The 14,819-nt window shown below is 63.5% G+C and carries 12 protein-coding genes; 6 read left to right on the top strand and 6 right to left on the bottom strand.

The window, feature by feature from the left end:
- Nucleotides 1–31: 31 nt before the first annotated feature.
- Together ACFIQF_RS20075 and ACFIQF_RS20080 are read right to left on the bottom strand one after the other, a co-directional pair.
- Nucleotides 32–1,213, bottom strand: a complete 1,182-nt coding sequence (locus ACFIQF_RS20075) for a hemin-degrading factor (RefSeq protein WP_393945414.1) — start codon at nt 1,211–1,213, stop codon at nt 32–34.
- A 59-nt stretch (nt 1,214–1,272) separates the two neighbouring features.
- Nucleotides 1,273–3,588 carry a TonB-dependent hemoglobin/transferrin/lactoferrin family receptor gene (locus ACFIQF_RS20080; protein ID WP_393945471.1) on the bottom strand — a complete coding sequence of 772 codons (2,316 nt, stop codon included), beginning with the start codon at nt 3,586–3,588 and terminating at the stop codon, nt 1,273–1,275.
- A gap of 298 nt (nt 3,589–3,886) precedes the next feature.
- Here ACFIQF_RS20080 and ACFIQF_RS20085 point away from each other — a divergent pair, with 298 nt between their 5' ends.
- Genes ACFIQF_RS20085 through ACFIQF_RS20100 form a run of 4 tightly spaced genes read left to right on the top strand, consistent with a single transcriptional unit; the run spans nt 3,887 to nt 9,277 of the window.
- The gene (locus ACFIQF_RS20085; RefSeq protein WP_393945415.1) at nt 3,887–5,089 is read left to right on the top strand and encodes a M20 aminoacylase family protein; all 1,203 of its coding nucleotides are present in this window, start codon (nt 3,887–3,889) and stop codon (nt 5,087–5,089) included.
- A 41-nt stretch (nt 5,090–5,130) separates the two neighbouring features.
- Nucleotides 5,131–6,732, top strand: a complete 1,602-nt coding sequence (locus tag ACFIQF_RS20090; RefSeq protein ID WP_393945416.1) for an ABC transporter substrate-binding protein — start codon at nt 5,131–5,133, stop codon at nt 6,730–6,732.
- Nucleotides 6,722–7,654 (top strand): MurR/RpiR family transcriptional regulator, encoded by a 933-nt coding sequence (locus ACFIQF_RS20095; RefSeq protein ID WP_393945417.1) that lies wholly within the window; start codon nt 6,722–6,724, stop codon nt 7,652–7,654. Before ACFIQF_RS20090 ends, ACFIQF_RS20095 begins: the two co-directional genes overlap by 11 nt.
- Nucleotides 7,655–7,681: 27 nt before the next feature.
- On the top strand, nt 7,682–9,277 hold the full coding sequence (locus tag ACFIQF_RS20100; protein ID WP_393945418.1) for a gamma-glutamyltransferase family protein: 1,596 nt from the start codon (nt 7,682–7,684) through the stop codon (nt 9,275–9,277).
- Between the two features lie 482 nt (nt 9,278–9,759).
- Here ACFIQF_RS20100 and ACFIQF_RS20105 read toward each other — a convergent pair whose 3' ends face one another.
- From ACFIQF_RS20105 to ACFIQF_RS20120, 4 genes are all read right to left on the bottom strand, one after another.
- Nucleotides 9,760–10,551 carry a transporter substrate-binding domain-containing protein gene (locus tag ACFIQF_RS20105; RefSeq protein ID WP_393945419.1) on the bottom strand — a complete coding sequence of 264 codons (792 nt, stop codon included), beginning with the start codon at nt 10,549–10,551 and terminating at the stop codon, nt 9,760–9,762.
- 171 nt (nt 10,552–10,722) lie between these two features.
- Nucleotides 10,723–11,274 (bottom strand): glycine zipper 2TM domain-containing protein, encoded by a 552-nt coding sequence (locus ACFIQF_RS20110; protein ID WP_393945420.1) that lies wholly within the window; start codon nt 11,272–11,274, stop codon nt 10,723–10,725.
- Between the two features lie 61 nt (nt 11,275–11,335).
- Complete coding sequence (dut, locus tag ACFIQF_RS20115) at nt 11,336–11,785, bottom strand: dUTP diphosphatase (RefSeq protein ID WP_393945421.1); 450 nt, start codon at nt 11,783–11,785, stop codon at nt 11,336–11,338.
- 169 nt (nt 11,786–11,954) lie between these two features.
- On the bottom strand, nt 11,955–12,461 hold the full coding sequence (locus ACFIQF_RS20120) for a hypothetical protein (RefSeq protein ID WP_393945422.1): 507 nt from the start codon (nt 12,459–12,461) through the stop codon (nt 11,955–11,957).
- A gap of 322 nt (nt 12,462–12,783) precedes the next feature.
- On the opposite strand from ACFIQF_RS20120, the gene trxA reads away from it, so the two are divergent.
- Nucleotides 12,784–13,116: a thioredoxin TrxA gene (gene trxA, locus ACFIQF_RS20125; RefSeq protein WP_393945423.1), complete on the top strand. Its 333-nt coding sequence runs from the start codon at nt 12,784–12,786 to the stop codon at nt 13,114–13,116.
- Between the two features lie 351 nt (nt 13,117–13,467).
- Complete coding sequence (gene rho, locus ACFIQF_RS20130; protein ID WP_393945424.1) at nt 13,468–14,730, top strand: transcription termination factor Rho; 1,263 nt, start codon at nt 13,468–13,470, stop codon at nt 14,728–14,730.
- Nucleotides 14,731–14,819: the final 89 nt, after the last annotated feature.

Consider the following 14,819-nt stretch of genomic DNA (forward strand, 5'->3'; position numbering starts at 1 on the left):
GCGATCCAACTGGGCCATATCGCGCATCTCCTCAGGCAGTGACCGCTTCGTCAGCCAGGCGTGGCAGGCTGGTAGCCAGCTCGCGCCAGGCGCTCAGCTCGGGCTTGCCGGGTTTGCGTGCGCCAAAGAACATGGCCATCAGATCGCCATATTCGTCGAACACTTCAACCGAGGTGACGATGCCGTCGCTGGTGGGTTTCTCCACCAGCCAGACATGGGCGATCAAATCGGTACGCAGGTGCAGGTTGAATTTTTCGTCGAGCACATTGATCCATTCCGCCGCCGGCGTTGTCATCGGCTCAATGCGCTGCACCGGGCCGGAATGGATCTGGATGCAGCCACCGCTGCTGACGAACACCATGATCGGCGTGCCCGCAAACGCTGCTTCGTTGAGCAACTGCGTGACGCTGCCCTTGGTCAGCGGCCAGGCAAACTGCTCTTGCACCAGGCGGAAGGATTGCTGGCGCTCAGCGCCAGCTTTTTTGATGATGCTGAAGAACTCGTGCGTGTCCTGCATGGCAGCCCAGGCGTTGCGCAAAGCGGGTACATCGATCGTGCTGTCTGCCGGTACCGTTACGGGCTTGCGCGCTGTGGGCTGGTCAAAGCCCGGCAAGCTGCCAGCGTCTGCATCAGCCGGCCATGCAAAGCGCTCTACCAGCGCATTCCATGCCGCCAGATCAGTGGCTTCGCGGGCAAACACTTTGTGCATAGCGCGGCCTTCGCGGTTGAAGAATTGCAGGCTGCGCAGCACGCTGTTGCCGCCATGCGGCGAAGCCTCAGTAACGGCAAAAGCCGCGTGCCAGCTGGCAAAGAAAAGGCGCAGATCGATATCTTCACCCACCGCCAAGCCCACTTGCGCGCCCAGTTCGCCGCCTGCGCTGAGATTTGTGTAGACGCCAGTTCGCTCATGCACGGTGCTATTGTTGCGCGTCAAAGCCATCACCGGGCCGCAAGGCTCCAGGGCTTTGAGCAGCTCAATCCATGCGCCTTGCGGGGCTTGCAATGGCTGCACTTGCAAGGCGCTGGTCGCGCCGTTCAGCAACTGCGTTGCATGGGCGGCCAAGGCTTCGCCTTCGCTGCTGCCTGCGGCTTCTGCTGCGTCTTTGGCACGCAGGCCTTTGGCGCGTTGGGCAGCATAAGCAGCGCGGATTTGCGCAGCGCGCTCGCTGGTCTGCGCAGCCGGTGCTGGGTGCTGGATCGTGGTGGTATTCATGGATTCGTTCCTTGCTCAATAACTGCCTGCACCGGGCTGGGCGCAGGCTGCGGGATTGCTTAAAACTCGGCGACCAGGCTGACTTTGGCCGAGCGGCCGGGCTGGGTGTAGGCGTCGATCACCGCCGAGCTGGCGGCCATGCCGCGCACGTCAGACCAGCGCCAGAACTTTTTGTCGGTGAGGTTGTAGAGGCCGACGTTCAAGCGCAGGTCTTTGCGAATACGCCATTGCGCCGTCAGATCCACCACCGTGGCCGAAGGGCTGAGGAACTGCGCGCCTGTGGCCAAAGCGGTGGTGTCCTTGGCCTTTTTGCCTTGGGTGTAGTTCAGGCCCAGTTGCGCCGTCCACTGCGCGGCGTCGGCACGCAGGCCGAGCGTCAGGCGCTGCGGATCGATCGACGCCACGGGCTCGCCGGTGTTGCGGTCACGGCCTTGCGTGCGGCCCCATGCAAAAGGCGAGCTCCAGCTGATACCGGCGTAGCGGCCCCAATCGGCGCGGCCCTTCACCTCCACACCGCTGATGCTGACGCGGCCCCGGTTGATCGATTGGTAGACCAGCGGATCGGCCGCCGTGCCCACGCCACCCACATGCACCAGGTCTTCGATAAAGTCTTTGTAGCGGCCGGTAAACGCCGCCACATCCAAGGCCACATTGCCCAGGCGGCCACGCACGCCCAGCTCCAGGTTCTGGCTGGTCTCGGGCTTCAAGTCGGGGTTGGGAATGGTTTTGTAGTTGCCCACCGGGTTTTCAAAAAAGGCGTTCACCTGGCCGGCATTGGGCGCGCGGAAGCCCTTGGCGTAGTTGCCGAAAACGCTCCACTCGGGCGTGGCGCGGTACATCACACCCAGCTTGGGCGAAATGGCGTTGCCCGAGAGCGAGACCGCCTTGGCGTTGAAGCCGGCCTGGTCGGCCTTGATTCGGAAATGGTCGTAGCGCAGGCCGGGCGTGATGGTCCAATCGCCAAAATGGATCTCGTCCTGGCCGTACAGCGCCCAGCTCGATTCGGTGGTGTCGGGAAAGCGCTTGAGCGGGTAGGTCTCACCGACCGGCGGCACCAGGCCGGTCTGCAGGTTCTCGACCTCGGTGCGCACATAGTCCAGCCCGTAGCTGAACTTTTGCGCCACGCTGGCGCTGTTGCGCACCAGCTTGCTGGCCTGCAGGTTGGCCTGAAGAGTTTTTTCCTGGTAAGTCACGTCGCGCGTGCGGTCAGCGGCAGTCAAGCGGTCTTCGGTGATGAACTCGCGCGCATCGGCGTTCTGGTAGCTCAGCGTGGCTTTCAGATCGTCAAGCACCGGCGCATCAAAACTGCGCCACTCGCCCGTCCAGGTGCCGCGCGTGCGCTTCATGTCGGTGGTCGATTCCGATCCGATCACCGCCGTAGAAGCCGTGGCCGGTGGCGCGGTGCGGGCCGTGTACAGCACGTAGTCGGCCTGCTTGTCGACATGCTCCAGCGTGAAAGTGTGTTTCTGGTCGGCCGTAGGGCGCAGCACCACTTTGCCCAGCAGCGAAGCATCTTTGTCGTGCTGCGGGTTGGGCAAGGTGCGGCGGCTGTCGATGGTGTCAATATCGCCCAGGTTCTTGAGCTCGCGGCTACGGCCCAGGTTGGCGCCCAGCAACCACTCCACCGTGTCGCTCGGCTTGCCCGCCAGCGTCAGGCCCAGGCTCTTGCCGGTGTTTTCACTGTCATAACCGACCGAGGCGCGGCCGCCAAAAGTTTTCCCGTCTTTGAGCAGGTTGCTGGGCTCGTTGGTGATGAAGTTGACCAGGCCGGCCATGCCGTCCGAGCCATACAGCGCCGAGGTCGCACCGCGCACCACCTCTACGCGCTGCACCAGGCCCACGTCGAGGTAATCGCGGCCAAAGGCGTTGGCGCTGAACACGTAGCTGCGCGGCAGGCGGATGCCATCCACCATCATCAGCACGCGGTTGCCGTCGAGCCCGCGGATATTGAAGCCCGCATTCTGATCGCGCCCGGTGCTGCCCGATGCCAGCGTGAAACGCGCCGGGCTGCGCTTGACCGAGACGTTGGGCATGTCGCGCGCCACATCACGGATGTCGCGCACCTGCTGCTCTTCCATCTGCTGGGCGTTGATCACGTCGATGCTCATCGGCAGCTCGTCCGGATCTTGCTCGTAGCGCGAGCCGCTCACCACCATTTCTTTGAGCACCGGCCCCTCAGCAGCCGCCAGCAGCACAGCGCTGTCTTCAGCCTGTGCAAGCGCCACTTGGGTCACTGGGTCTGCGGGCGCCGCGCTGATTGCGCTATTTGCGCTGCTGGTGTTTTGCGCCGACGCCGAAGCCATGGCACAAAGCAATGCTCCACAAGCCAACGGCTGCAGCACCCACAGCGAGCGCTGGCGGCCTGCAGCGGCCATGGAAACAGGAGACAGGAGCACGCCACGCGTGCCGCAAGAGATGGAATCAGCCACAGACCTAGCCTTCTGACAACAGGGTTGAACAACGAAGCTGGCTGAGACGGCGTGCAAACGCAGCCGGTCTGTGCTGGCGATGCCGCGATTATATGCGAATAATTCTCATTTGTTTTGAATATCTGCACCGACAGACTGCACTGACCGCCGGTGCTTGGGTGAAAACCATTAGAAAATTAATTTTCAAAATATTCATTTTTATGACTTAATTGGAAATTAAATTCCAACCCAAGAACCTCCTGCCATGAACCGCCCTCTCTCGCACCACGCTCTCCAAGCCCTCAGCCAGGCCGAGGAACACGCGCACCTGACCCAGCTGCGCCAGGATTTCCACCGCTGGCCCGAGATGGGCTTTGAGGAGAACCGCACCGCCGACCGCATTGCCATGGAGCTGAGCTTGCTGGGCATTCCGTTCACACGCGGCGTGGGCCGCACCGGCATCGTGGCCGTGGTGGCCGGCGAGCGCAGCGACAGCGGCCGCGCCGTGGGCCTGCGGGCCGATATGGACGCGCTGGCGCTGTGCGAGCTCAACCGCTTTGGCCATGTCTCGCAAAACCCGGGCGTGATGCATGCCTGCGGCCACGACGGCCACACCGCCATGCTGCTGGGCGCTGCCCGCTACCTGGCCAAGAACCGCCGCTTCAACGGCACCATCAACCTGATCTTCCAGCCCGCCGAAGAAGGCCGTGGTGGCGCGCAGGCCATGCTGGCGGACGGTCTGTTCGAGCGCTTCCCTTGCGACGAAATCTATGCCTTGCACAACTCGCCCGTGCTGCCCGTGGGCACGGTGGCGGTGGCGCCTGGGGCCTGCTTGTCGTCAGCCGACATGTTTACCTTGCGCATCATCGGCAAAGGAGGGCATGGCGCGCATCCGCACTTAGCGGCAGACCCGGTGGTGGCTGCCGCTCAGGTGATTTCTGCCTTGCACCACATCGTGCCGCGCAATGTGCCGCCCATGGAAAACGCCGTGCTCAGCCTTTGCGCGCTGCGCGCTGGCGACATGGAAGCGCGCAACGTGATCCCCGATTTTGTCGAGATTGGCGGCACCGTGCGCACCTTCTCCAAAGAGGTGCAAGACCTGATCGAGCGCCGCATTGTCGAGGTAGCCCAGCAAACCGCCGCCGCTTATGGCGCACGCGCCGAGCTGGACTATTCGCGCCTGTTCCCGCCCACCGTCAGCACCGAGCGCGAAGCCGCTTTTGCCGCGCAAGTGGCCGCCAAACTGGTGGGCGCCGAGCGAGTAATCACCAAGCCCATGCCGTCTACCGCGTCGGAAGATTTCTCCTGCATGCTCGAAGCCCGCCCCGGCGCCTATCTGCGCGTGGGCCAAGGTGGTGCCGAGCAAGGCCGCACCTTGCACAACCCGAACTACGATTTCAACGACGAAATCCTGCCGCTGGGCGCTGCGCTGCTGGCCAGCCTGGCCATGGACGCACTGCCGCTGTAAACCCCTTGCATTCGCCATTCCAAAATAACAGAGACAAAGCCATGCACCCGACCCAAGCCTTCCCTACAGCACTGCTTACCAAGGCCTGCGCTTTGGCGATCATCGCCACCGCCGCCCTGGGCTTGAGCGCCCGCGCCCACACGCTCAAAATCGCCAACCAGGGCGACCCGATGTCGATGGACCCGCATTCGCTGCAGGAATCGTTCCAGCTGTCCTTTCTGGGCAATATCTACGAGCCGCTGATCGGCCGCGACCGCAACTTCGCGCTGACCCCCATGCTGGCCACGCGCTGGGAAGCCACCTCGCCCACCACCTGGCGCTTCCAGCTGCGCCAGGGCGTGCAGTTCCATGACGGCTCGCCGTTCACGGCTGACGACGTGCTTTTCAGCTACCAGCGCACGCAGTCCGAATCGTCCGACACCAAGCTGTATGTGGCGCCCATCAAGGCCATGCGCAAAATCGACAACTACACAGTGGAGATGGAAACCGCGCAGCCCATGCCGATCCTGCCCGATCTGATCTCGGGCTGGCTGGTGATGGGCAAGAGCTGGTCGGAAAAAAACAAATCCACCACGCCGGCCGACGTGCGCAAGGGCACCGAAAACTTCGCCAGCCTCAACGCCAACGGCACCGGGCCGTTCCAGCTCAAAAGCCGCCAGCCCGGCGTGCGCACCGTGCTCAAACCGTTTGACGGCTGGTGGGGCCAGAAGGAGCACAACCTGACGGAAGTGGTGTTCAACCCCATCGCCAACAACGCCACGCGCGTGGCCGCCCTGGTCTCGGGCGAGGTCGATCTGATGGAGCCGGTACCACTGCAAGACATTGCGCGCCTGCAAGCCAACCCCAACCTGCAAGTGCTGCAAAAGCCCGAGCTGCGCACCATGTACCTGGGCCTGGATGTGGGCCGCGACGAGCTGCTCTACAGCAACGTCAAAGGCAAAAACCCGCTCAAGGATGTGCGCGTGCGCCAGGCGCTGTACCAGGCCATCGACATCAACACGCTCACCAGCAAAATCATGCGTGGCGCGGCGCAGCCGGCGGGCATCATCGTTGCGCCAGGCGTGCGGGGCTACGAGGCGTCGCTCGACAAGCGCCTGCCCTACGATGTGGCGGCCGCCAAAAAACTGCTGGCCGACGCCGGCTACCCCAACGGCTTCGAGCTGGGCCTGCACTGCCCGACCGACCGCTATGTGAACGACCAGGCCATCTGCCAATCCGTCACCGCCATGTGGACGCGGGTAGGCGTCAAAACCACCTTGTACGCCGAGACCAAGGCGCTCTACCTGCCACGCGCTTTCAAGCGCGATGTGTCGGCGTTTTTGCTGGGCTGGCAACCGGCCAGCAACGATGCCCAGAACACCTTGTGGGCTTTGCTCAACACACCGGCCAGCGACGGCCGCGGGCGCTTCAACCTCGGCGGCTATGCCAACCCCAAGCTCGATGAGCTGACGCGCGAGATCGGTGTGGAGATTGATGCCGCCAAGCGCCAGCAGCTGATGAAAGCCGCCTGGCAGCAGGTGCAGGACGACATGCCGCTGCTGCCGCTGCACAACCAAAACCTGGCCTGGGGCGTGAAGCGCAGCATTGACGTGGTACAACAGCCGGATAACAGCCAACCGCTCCGCTACATCCATGTGCGCTAAACGCCAGCAGCCAGCCGCCCCGGACACACCACCCAGCCCCAACGCACCCGACCGCATCCGCCAGCACTATGCCGCCCTGACCGCCAGCCAGCGGCAGGTGGCCGACCACATCCTGGCCCATTCCTTTGAAGCGGCCACGCTCAGCATTGACGCCATGGCGGCGCAATGCGGCGTGTCGCTGGCCACGATGAACCGCTTTGCCAGCGCCCTGGGCTATGCCAGCTACAGCAGCTTTCGCAACCACTGGCAGCAGCAACTGCACACCGGCCAAGCGCCGCTCGACAAGCTAGTACAAGTGCGCCAGCAACCCAGCAGCGCTGTGCAACGGCTGCAAAGCACTTTGCAAAGCGGCGCCGCCCAGGCGCAAGCCGCTGCCGGTTTGCTGGACGCTGACACGCCTGAAGCAGTGGCGCAACTGCTGGCCCAAGCGCGCCAGATTGCCGTGCTGGGCAGCGATGTCAGCGCCTATCTGGCGGGCTATTTCGCCAGCTATGCGGGCCTCTTCCGCCCTGGCGTGGAGAGCCTGACGCAAAGCGGCGGAGCCAGCGAAGCGCAGCGCCGCCTGCTGGCCTTGGGCCCTGATGATGTGTTGCTGGCCATATCGCTGCCGCGCTACTCGCGCCAAACCTTGGAGCTGTGCGCACTGGCGCACGCTCGGGGTATTCCCGTGCTTGCCATCACCGACAGCCCGGGAGCGCCCATTGCTGCCCATGCGCGCCATATACTGCTGGCCCCGGCGCAGCACCCCATGCTGCCGGCATCGGCCATGGGCGTGCTGGGCTTGCTCGAAGGCCTGTGCACCGTTCTGGCCGCCAGCAGCGCCTGGTCGGCAGACGAGATGCGCGAGCGCTCGCAGCTGGCCGACGCCTTCCACGCCGATGCCAGCCCGCAGCGCCAGCCGCGCAAAGCGCGCCGCCCCTGAGCCCACACCAACCCTGACCTGGCTGCAATGATCGCCTTCTCCTCGCACCTGCCCTACCCCAGCACCCGCCAACCGGTTTACGGCGACGAAGTCGTCGCCACCTCGCAGCCCCTGGCCGTATCGGCCGCCATGGCGCAGCTCGCTCAAGGCGGCAATGCTATCGATGCAGCTCTGGCCGCCGCCATGGCGCTGAGCGTCGTCGAGCCCACCAACAACGGCCTGGGCGGCGACCTGTTCGCCCTGGTTTGGGACGGCAGCCAGCTGCACGGGCTCAACGCCTCGGGCTGGTCGCCCCAAGGCTGGACGCCCGAGCGCTTTGCCGGCCGCGAGCGCATGCCCTACGACGGCTGGGACAGCGTCACCATCCCCGGCCAGGTACGCGGCTGGGCCGCCCTGCACGCGCGCTTTGGCAGCCGCCCCTGGGCCAGCCTGTTCGAGCACGCCGAGCACTGGGCGCGCGATGGCTTCATCGTGCCGCCCGGCGTTGCCCACAAATGGGGCCTGCATGTGGAGCGGCTGAAAAACCAGCCCGGTTTTGCCGACACCTTCTTGCCCGGCGGCCGCCAGCCCCAGGTGGGCGAGCGCTTCTACAACCGCCCGCTGGCCGATACTTTGGCGCGTTTGGCCGCCCAAGGCGCAGACGAGTTCTATGCCGGCGAAACCGCCCAGCGCCTGCTGGCCCATGCACAAAGCCATGGCAGCGCCTGGCAGGCCAGCGACCTGCGCGATTACCAGGCCCAATGGGTGCAACCGCTGGCCCAGCGCGTTTGGAACGACTGCTGGGTGCACGAGTTGCCGCCCAACGGCCAAGGCATTGCCGCCTTGCAAGCCGTGGGCATGCTGGCAGCCCGCGATGCCGAACTGCCGGCTGATGTAGACAGCGCCGCCGCACTGCACTGGCAAATAGAAGCCACCAAGCTGGCGCTGGCCGATCTGTACCCGCACGCCGGCGACCCGGCCAGCATGCGCATTCCGCCCGCCGATTGGCTGGACAGCGCCTACCTGCGCCAACGCGCCGCGCTCATCGACCCGCAGCACGCGCAGCACCCCACATCAGGCCTGGGCGGCCACGGCACGGTCTACTTGTGCACGGCCGACAAACAAGGCCGCATGGTGTCGCTGATCCAATCCAACTACGACGGTTTTGGCAGCGGCGTGGTGCCCACCGGCACCGGCGTAGCCCTGCAAAACCGGGGTGCCGGCTTCACGTTGCAGCCCGGCCACGCCAACCAGGTAGGCCCGCGCAAACAGCCGTTCCACACCATCATTCCCGGCTTTGTCACCCAAGGCAGCCAGGCGCTGATGGCCTTTGGCGTGATGGGCGGCCCGATCCAGCCCCAGGCCCACGTACAGGTACTGGCCCGCATGCTGCGCTACGGCCAGAACCCGCAAGCCGCGCTGGATGCCTTGCGCTGGCGCATCGAGCCAGGCCAAGGCGTCTACGCCGAACCCGGCTTCGACCCCACCACCAGTGCCGCCCTGCAAGCCCTGGGCCACCAACTGCTGCCCGTGACCGACCCGACCATGGAGTTCGGCGCCGGCCAGGTGATCTGGCGCTTGCCCGATGGTGGCTACGGCGCCGCCTCAGATGGGCGGCGCGATGGACATGCGGCGGCTCGCTGAGGCTCGTGATGGGGCGGTTTTGACTCCCCCAGTCCAGCGAGCTGAGGGGGCTAAATAGCGCTGCTCTCGCAGGCTGTTTGGCTGTTCGGATGTTCCTCCCCCACCCCTTTCAGCCAGCGCCTGCGATCGGAGTAAACGGCGGCGGTTTGGCTGCCGCAAGACAGCCAAACTTCGTGCTCTGACTTGCGGTGGCTGTTTGAGCGAAGACCCTTGGGTCGCAGCGAGTTCCACCGCACGCCGCCGTTTATTTCGAGCGCAGGTTGCCCCGATTGCCCCGCTACGCGGGGCGGTCGGGGACGCTGGCTGCAGGGCACGTTTTTTCCCCTAGCTTTTTGTCGTGAAACAAAAAGGTAGGTCGCCCGCCGGGGCGAATTCCCGGCATCTGCGCAAAGCGCAGACCACCCACCGCTGGCGCAGACGCCACCAACCCCGCACCCGCCACTACGCGCAAAAACCCAAGCGCAAAAGCCGGCGCCCCCGGCTTACTTCAACCACTTCTGCGCTTCTTGCTGCAGCACGCCGCGCAGCGCCAGCACATCCCAGGTGAACTGCATGACGCGGCTGTAATCGGCGTCGTCCACGGGCAGCATGAAGCCGAGCTGGTTCACGGGTGTGAGCGGCTTGTCCAGGTAAGCGGCGTGCAGGCGCGGGTCGGCCTTGCTGTAGTGCAGGGCTTCGTAGGTTTCGGTGATCATCACGTCGCCCTTGCCCTCGGCAATCAGCGCGGGGATTTCGGCGTTCTTGTCGTGCGTGCTGATCTGCGCACTTTGCATGTTTTGCAGCACATAGGCTTCGTTGGTGCCGCCGGGGTTTTTGATGACGCGCACGCTTGCCTGGTTCAGGGCTTCGGGCGTCGTGAACTTGTCTTTATCCGCCGCGCGCACCAGGGCCACTTTGCCAAACGGTGCGTAGCCGGGCAGCATTTGCACCTTGCTGATGCGGGCCACATTGCGCGTGATGCCGCCTACGGCCACGTCGAACTTGTTCTCTTGCAGATCGGCCATCAGCTTGGGCCAGGTGGTATCGACGTACTGCACCTTGACACCCATTTCTTTGGCCATGGCCTCGATCACCTCGATATCGTGGCCGGCGTACTTGCCGTCGGCTTTCATCGCAAACGGGCGGTAATCGCCGGGCGTGCCCACACGCAGCACCTTGGCTTGCATGATGGCGTCCAAGCGTGGGCCGGCCTGGGCCGACAGCGAAACAGCACCTGCTGCCAAGCCCAGCACCACAGCGCTGACGGCAGACCATGGGAAAGATTTTTTAGACATTTTTTGCTCCTTGAATCTGAAACGGGTTCAACCACACAACGGCCTGGCATGAAAAAAGCGCGCACCCCGCAAGGAGTGCGCGCTGCAGGCCTGTGGCTGGCGCTATTGTGGCCCAGGCGGGCACGGACTCTATCCGTGCTTTACCCAGGGCTGGCGCTCGCCATCCGGTACTCAGTAACGTGAGATCTGGCCCTGGTTGATCTGCACACGATCACCTGGGCGCAGGTCGCCGGGGTGGGGCACGTCAAAAATACGCTGGCCGCCGTTTTGCAGATTGATGTGGATGCGGTAGCCCGAGACTTGGTTATTGCCACCGTTTTGCTGCTCGATCGCATTGCCGGCCAAGGCGCCAGCACCTGCGCCAACTGCCGTGGCCGCTGCACGGCCAAAGCCGCCGCCCACCTGGTTGCCCAGCACGCCACCGACCACGGCACCCAAGATGGCGCCGACACCCGAGGTGCTGCGCGATTGGCTGCGCAGTTGCTCGATGTTGGCAACGGTGCCGTACTCCATGCCTTGCGGCGCGGTTTGGTAACCGCCTTGCTGATAGCCACCCTGTTGCTGGTAGCCGCCCTGCTGATATCCGCCCTGCGGGTAACGGTTGTCATAGCGCGGTGGCGCTTGCACGCAGGCCGCCAGCACCGAGGCTGCAGCGGCCACGGTGGCCAGCTTGGCTGCGCGGCCCCACAACGTCTTGCTTGCGTTCGAATGGTTTTTTGCCATGCTTCACTCCTTTTTGGGCGTTGCTCACAACGCCGGGTTCATCACTGGGATTGGTTCAGATTTATTTGGTTCCGGTCGAGCCGTAGCCGCCAGCGCCGCGCTCGGACACATCGGCAAACTCCTGCACCACCTGGAACTGGGCTTGCACCACCGGCACGATCACCATCTGCGCCAGGCGCTCCATGGGCTGCAGCACAAAGGGCTGGCTGCTGCGGTTCCAGGCGCTGACCATTAGCTGACCCTGGTAATCGCTGTCGATCAGGCCCACCAGATTGCCCAGCACAATGCCGTGCTTGTGGCCCAGGCCCGAGCGCGGCAAGATCATGGCCGCGTAGCCCGGGTCGCGCAGGTGCATGGCCAGGCCCGTGGGCACCAGTTGCCAGGCGTTGGGCTCCAGCGTCAGCGGTGCGTCGAGGCAGGCGCGCAGATCCAGGCCGGCACTGCCGGGCGTGGCGTACTGGGGCAGCTGGTCTTGCATGCGCGGGTCGAGAATCTTGATATCAACAATCATCGGTGTTTGTTTGGTGTCGGTTGCAACAATGCGCCGAGGCTAGCACATGCACAACGCCGGCCAGCGCTGGCGCGTGCACAAAAACCGTAACGCTTTACCAGATGCATACACTGCCGGTCTCTACCCCGATAGCGGCTGGGCAGTGGCCGGGTAGCAGCTGAGTAGTGGCTCAGCCCTGCTTGTTCTTGTCCATGGCTCTTTTCACCAGGGCCGCGATCATCAGCAGGCCCACGGGCGGAAACACCACGCTCAAAATGGCCGCCACGGGCCACAGCCAGACCAGCCATTTGGCAGCAGCGCCGCCAGACGGTTTGCCGGGCGCAGCAAAAACCGAAGCCTGCTCGGCAGGCGCGCTGGCGCCGCTCTTGCGCGCTTCTTCCAGCTGGCGAATACGCTCCAGCAGCTCTTTGGCCTTGCTGCCGGCCCCGCTGGCGCCAGTGCCGGGCGCAGGAATCTGCGCCGGCTGCAGCGCAATCTGGGTTGCTTGACTGACCGGTTTGGCCTGCTTGGCTGCTTTGCCGGCCGGCTTTTGCGCAGCGGCGGGCCGCTCACCGGTGGGCACCATAGGCTGGCCCAGCGTGGATTGCTGCGCCAGCAAGCGCTCCACGTAGCGCACAAAATCGCCGCCCGGCGGGGTGTCGTAGCGCTGACCGATCGATTTGTCCAACCATGCCAATGGAATCTCCTTTGCGGCCGCCCTGGTGGCCGCCTGTCTATTTTGGCTGTTGTTGCGCCGTCTGTGCAGCTGGCAGCTGGATGCTGCCGCCAAGCCACAGCAGCCATTTATTGTTTCAAATACGGCCATAGGGCGGTTGCATGGCCGCCAAGCTTCTCCCTCTGAGGCATGGTCGGCACTGGTACGGGCAACACCCTTTAGCCGTCCCCGCCATGCACCAAGCCTGGGCAGCAAAGCTTGCTTTCTGTCACAATGGCCCCACTTTTTTGCACAAGGCGGTCGACGTACCTCCACGAAATTTGACATCCCAAAGGAACCTGCCATGTCGGAATCCCTGATCAAGCATACCAACGAAGCCAGCTTTGAAGCCGATGTTCTGCAACCCAACACCAATGTTCTGGTGGACTTCTGGGCCGAATGGTGCGGCCCTTGCAAGATGATCGCCCCGGTGCTGGAAGAAGTGTCGGTGAGCTACCAGGACAAGCTGCAGATCGCCAAAGTGAATGTGGACGAAAACCGCACCATCTCGGCCAAGTTCGGCATCCGTGGCATCCCCACGCTGATGCTGTTCAAGAACGGCCAGCTGGCCGCCACCAAGGTGGGCGCACTGAACAAGTCGCAACTGGTGGCTTTCCTCGACGAGCAACTGGCCTGATCCAGCCCTCGTCCAAGCCCCGGCTGGTGGCTGGCTGCGCAGAGTAGCAGCAGCGACAAGCCCAGGGTTTCCCCCAAAGAGCGCGGTACTTCACCGCGCTTTTTTATTGCGCTGACGCAAAAATACCGCAGTCCACGCTCAAATCCCTGGATTTTTACCCCGTAGATACATATGGTTGATAAATTATCCGGGGGCATCTCCCAGAGCCTGCTTATAATGTGCGCCTAGATCACCGATCTACTTGGCTCAATTAGATCTCGCCTGATCTCCGGCTTGGCGGTCCCCCGCTTATTGCACCGGCTCTGCATATTCCCCCTCCATCTAACAGTTACTCCGCTCTGGAGTCTATTCATGCACTTAAATGAGCTCAAGGCACTGCACGTGTCTGAAGTCCTCAAGCTGGCAGAAGAGCTTGAGATCGAAAATACCGGCCGCATGCGCAAACAGGAATTGATGTTTGCGATTATCAAAAAGCGCGCCAAGGCCGGTGAACAGGTTTTTGCTGACGGCGTTCTGGAAATCCTGCCCGACGGATTTGGTTTTCTGCGCAGCCTCGACACCAGCTTTACCGCCAGCACCGACGATATTTACATCTCGCCCAGCCAGGTGCGCCGCTTCAATCTGCACACCGGCGACATGATCGAAGGCGAAGTGCGTACGCCCAAAGACGGCGAGCGCTACTTTGCCCTGACCAAGCTCGACAAGGTCAACGGCCTGCCACCCGAGCAAAACAAGCACAAGATGATGTTCGAAAACCTGACGCCGCTGTTCCCCAAGGAACAGATGCGTCTGGAGCGCGACATCAAGGCCGAGGAAAACATCACCGGCCGCCTGATTGACATCATTGCCCCCATCGGTCGCGGCCAGCGCGCCCTGATCGTGGCGCCGCCCAAGAGCGGCAAGACGATGATGATGCAAAGCATTGCGCACGCCATCACCGCCAACTACCCCGATGTGCACATGATGGTGCTGCTGGTCGACGAGCGCCCTGAAGAAGTGACTGAAATGCAGCGCTCGGTCAAGGGCGAAATCATCGCCTCCACCTTCGACGAGCCCGCCGCACGCCACGTGCACGTGGCCGAAATGGTGATCGAGCGCGCCAAGCGCCTGGTCGAGTTGGGCAAAGACGTTGTCATCCTGCTCGACTCCATCACCCGCCTGGCCCGCGCCTACAACAACGTCGTGCCCTCATCGGGCAAGGTGCTCTCGGGCGGTGTTGACTCCAACGCCCTGCAACGCCCCAAGCGCTTCTTTGGCGCGGCCCGCAACGTCGAAGAAGGTGGCTCGCTCACCATCATCGCCACCGCGCTGGTCGACACCGGCAGCCGCATGGACGAAGTGATCTTTGAAGAATTCAAGGGCACCGGCAACAGCGAACTGCACCTGAACCGCCGCCTGTACGAGAAGCGCGTCTTCCCGGCCATCGAGCTCAACAAGAGCGGCACCCGCCGCGAAGAGCTGTTGCTGGCCCCCGAGATCCTGCAAAAGACCCGTATCCTGCGCCAGTTCATGTACAACATGGACGAGATCGAGTCGATGGAGCTGATGATCAAGAAGATGAAGGAATCGAAGAACAACAGCGAGTTCTTCGAGATGATGCGCCGCGGCGGCTAAGCCCCACACGCACCCTCTACCAAGCCAGCCCCGCCTAGTGCGGGGCTTTTTCTTGGGCGCTCGAAGGCACGGCAGCACACAGCTTGGCG

Origin of the sequence: Comamonas trifloxystrobinivorans (assembly GCF_043359985.1) — a bacterium.
Classification (GTDB): Bacteria; Pseudomonadota; Gammaproteobacteria; order Burkholderiales; family Burkholderiaceae_C; genus Comamonas; species Comamonas trifloxystrobinivorans.

What these genes read in the sequence shown, in the direction of transcription:
- ACFIQF_RS20075 (WP_393945414.1), bottom strand. Translation starts at nt 1,213, where the DNA reads ATGAATACCACCACGATCCAGCACCCAGCACCGGCTGCGCAGACCAGC.
- ACFIQF_RS20080 (WP_393945471.1), bottom strand. Translation starts at nt 3,588, where the DNA reads ATGGCCGCTGCAGGCCGCCAGCGCTCGCTGTGGGTGCTGCAGCCGTTG.
- ACFIQF_RS20085 (WP_393945415.1), top strand. Translation starts at nt 3,887, where the DNA reads ATGAACCGCCCTCTCTCGCACCACGCTCTCCAAGCCCTCAGCCAGGCC.
- ACFIQF_RS20090 (WP_393945416.1), top strand. Translation starts at nt 5,131, where the DNA reads ATGCACCCGACCCAAGCCTTCCCTACAGCACTGCTTACCAAGGCCTGC.
- ACFIQF_RS20095 (WP_393945417.1), top strand. Translation starts at nt 6,722, where the DNA reads ATGTGCGCTAAACGCCAGCAGCCAGCCGCCCCGGACACACCACCCAGC.
- ACFIQF_RS20100 (WP_393945418.1), top strand. Translation starts at nt 7,682, where the DNA reads ATGATCGCCTTCTCCTCGCACCTGCCCTACCCCAGCACCCGCCAACCG.
- ACFIQF_RS20105 (WP_393945419.1), bottom strand. Translation starts at nt 10,551, where the DNA reads ATGTCTAAAAAATCTTTCCCATGGTCTGCCGTCAGCGCTGTGGTGCTG.
- ACFIQF_RS20110 (WP_393945420.1), bottom strand. Translation starts at nt 11,274, where the DNA reads ATGGCAAAAAACCATTCGAACGCAAGCAAGACGTTGTGGGGCCGCGCA.
- dut (WP_393945421.1), bottom strand. Translation starts at nt 11,785, where the DNA reads ATGATTGTTGATATCAAGATTCTCGACCCGCGCATGCAAGACCAGCTG.
- trxA (WP_393945423.1), top strand. Translation starts at nt 12,784, where the DNA reads ATGTCGGAATCCCTGATCAAGCATACCAACGAAGCCAGCTTTGAAGCC.
- rho (WP_393945424.1), top strand. Translation starts at nt 13,468, where the DNA reads ATGCACTTAAATGAGCTCAAGGCACTGCACGTGTCTGAAGTCCTCAAG.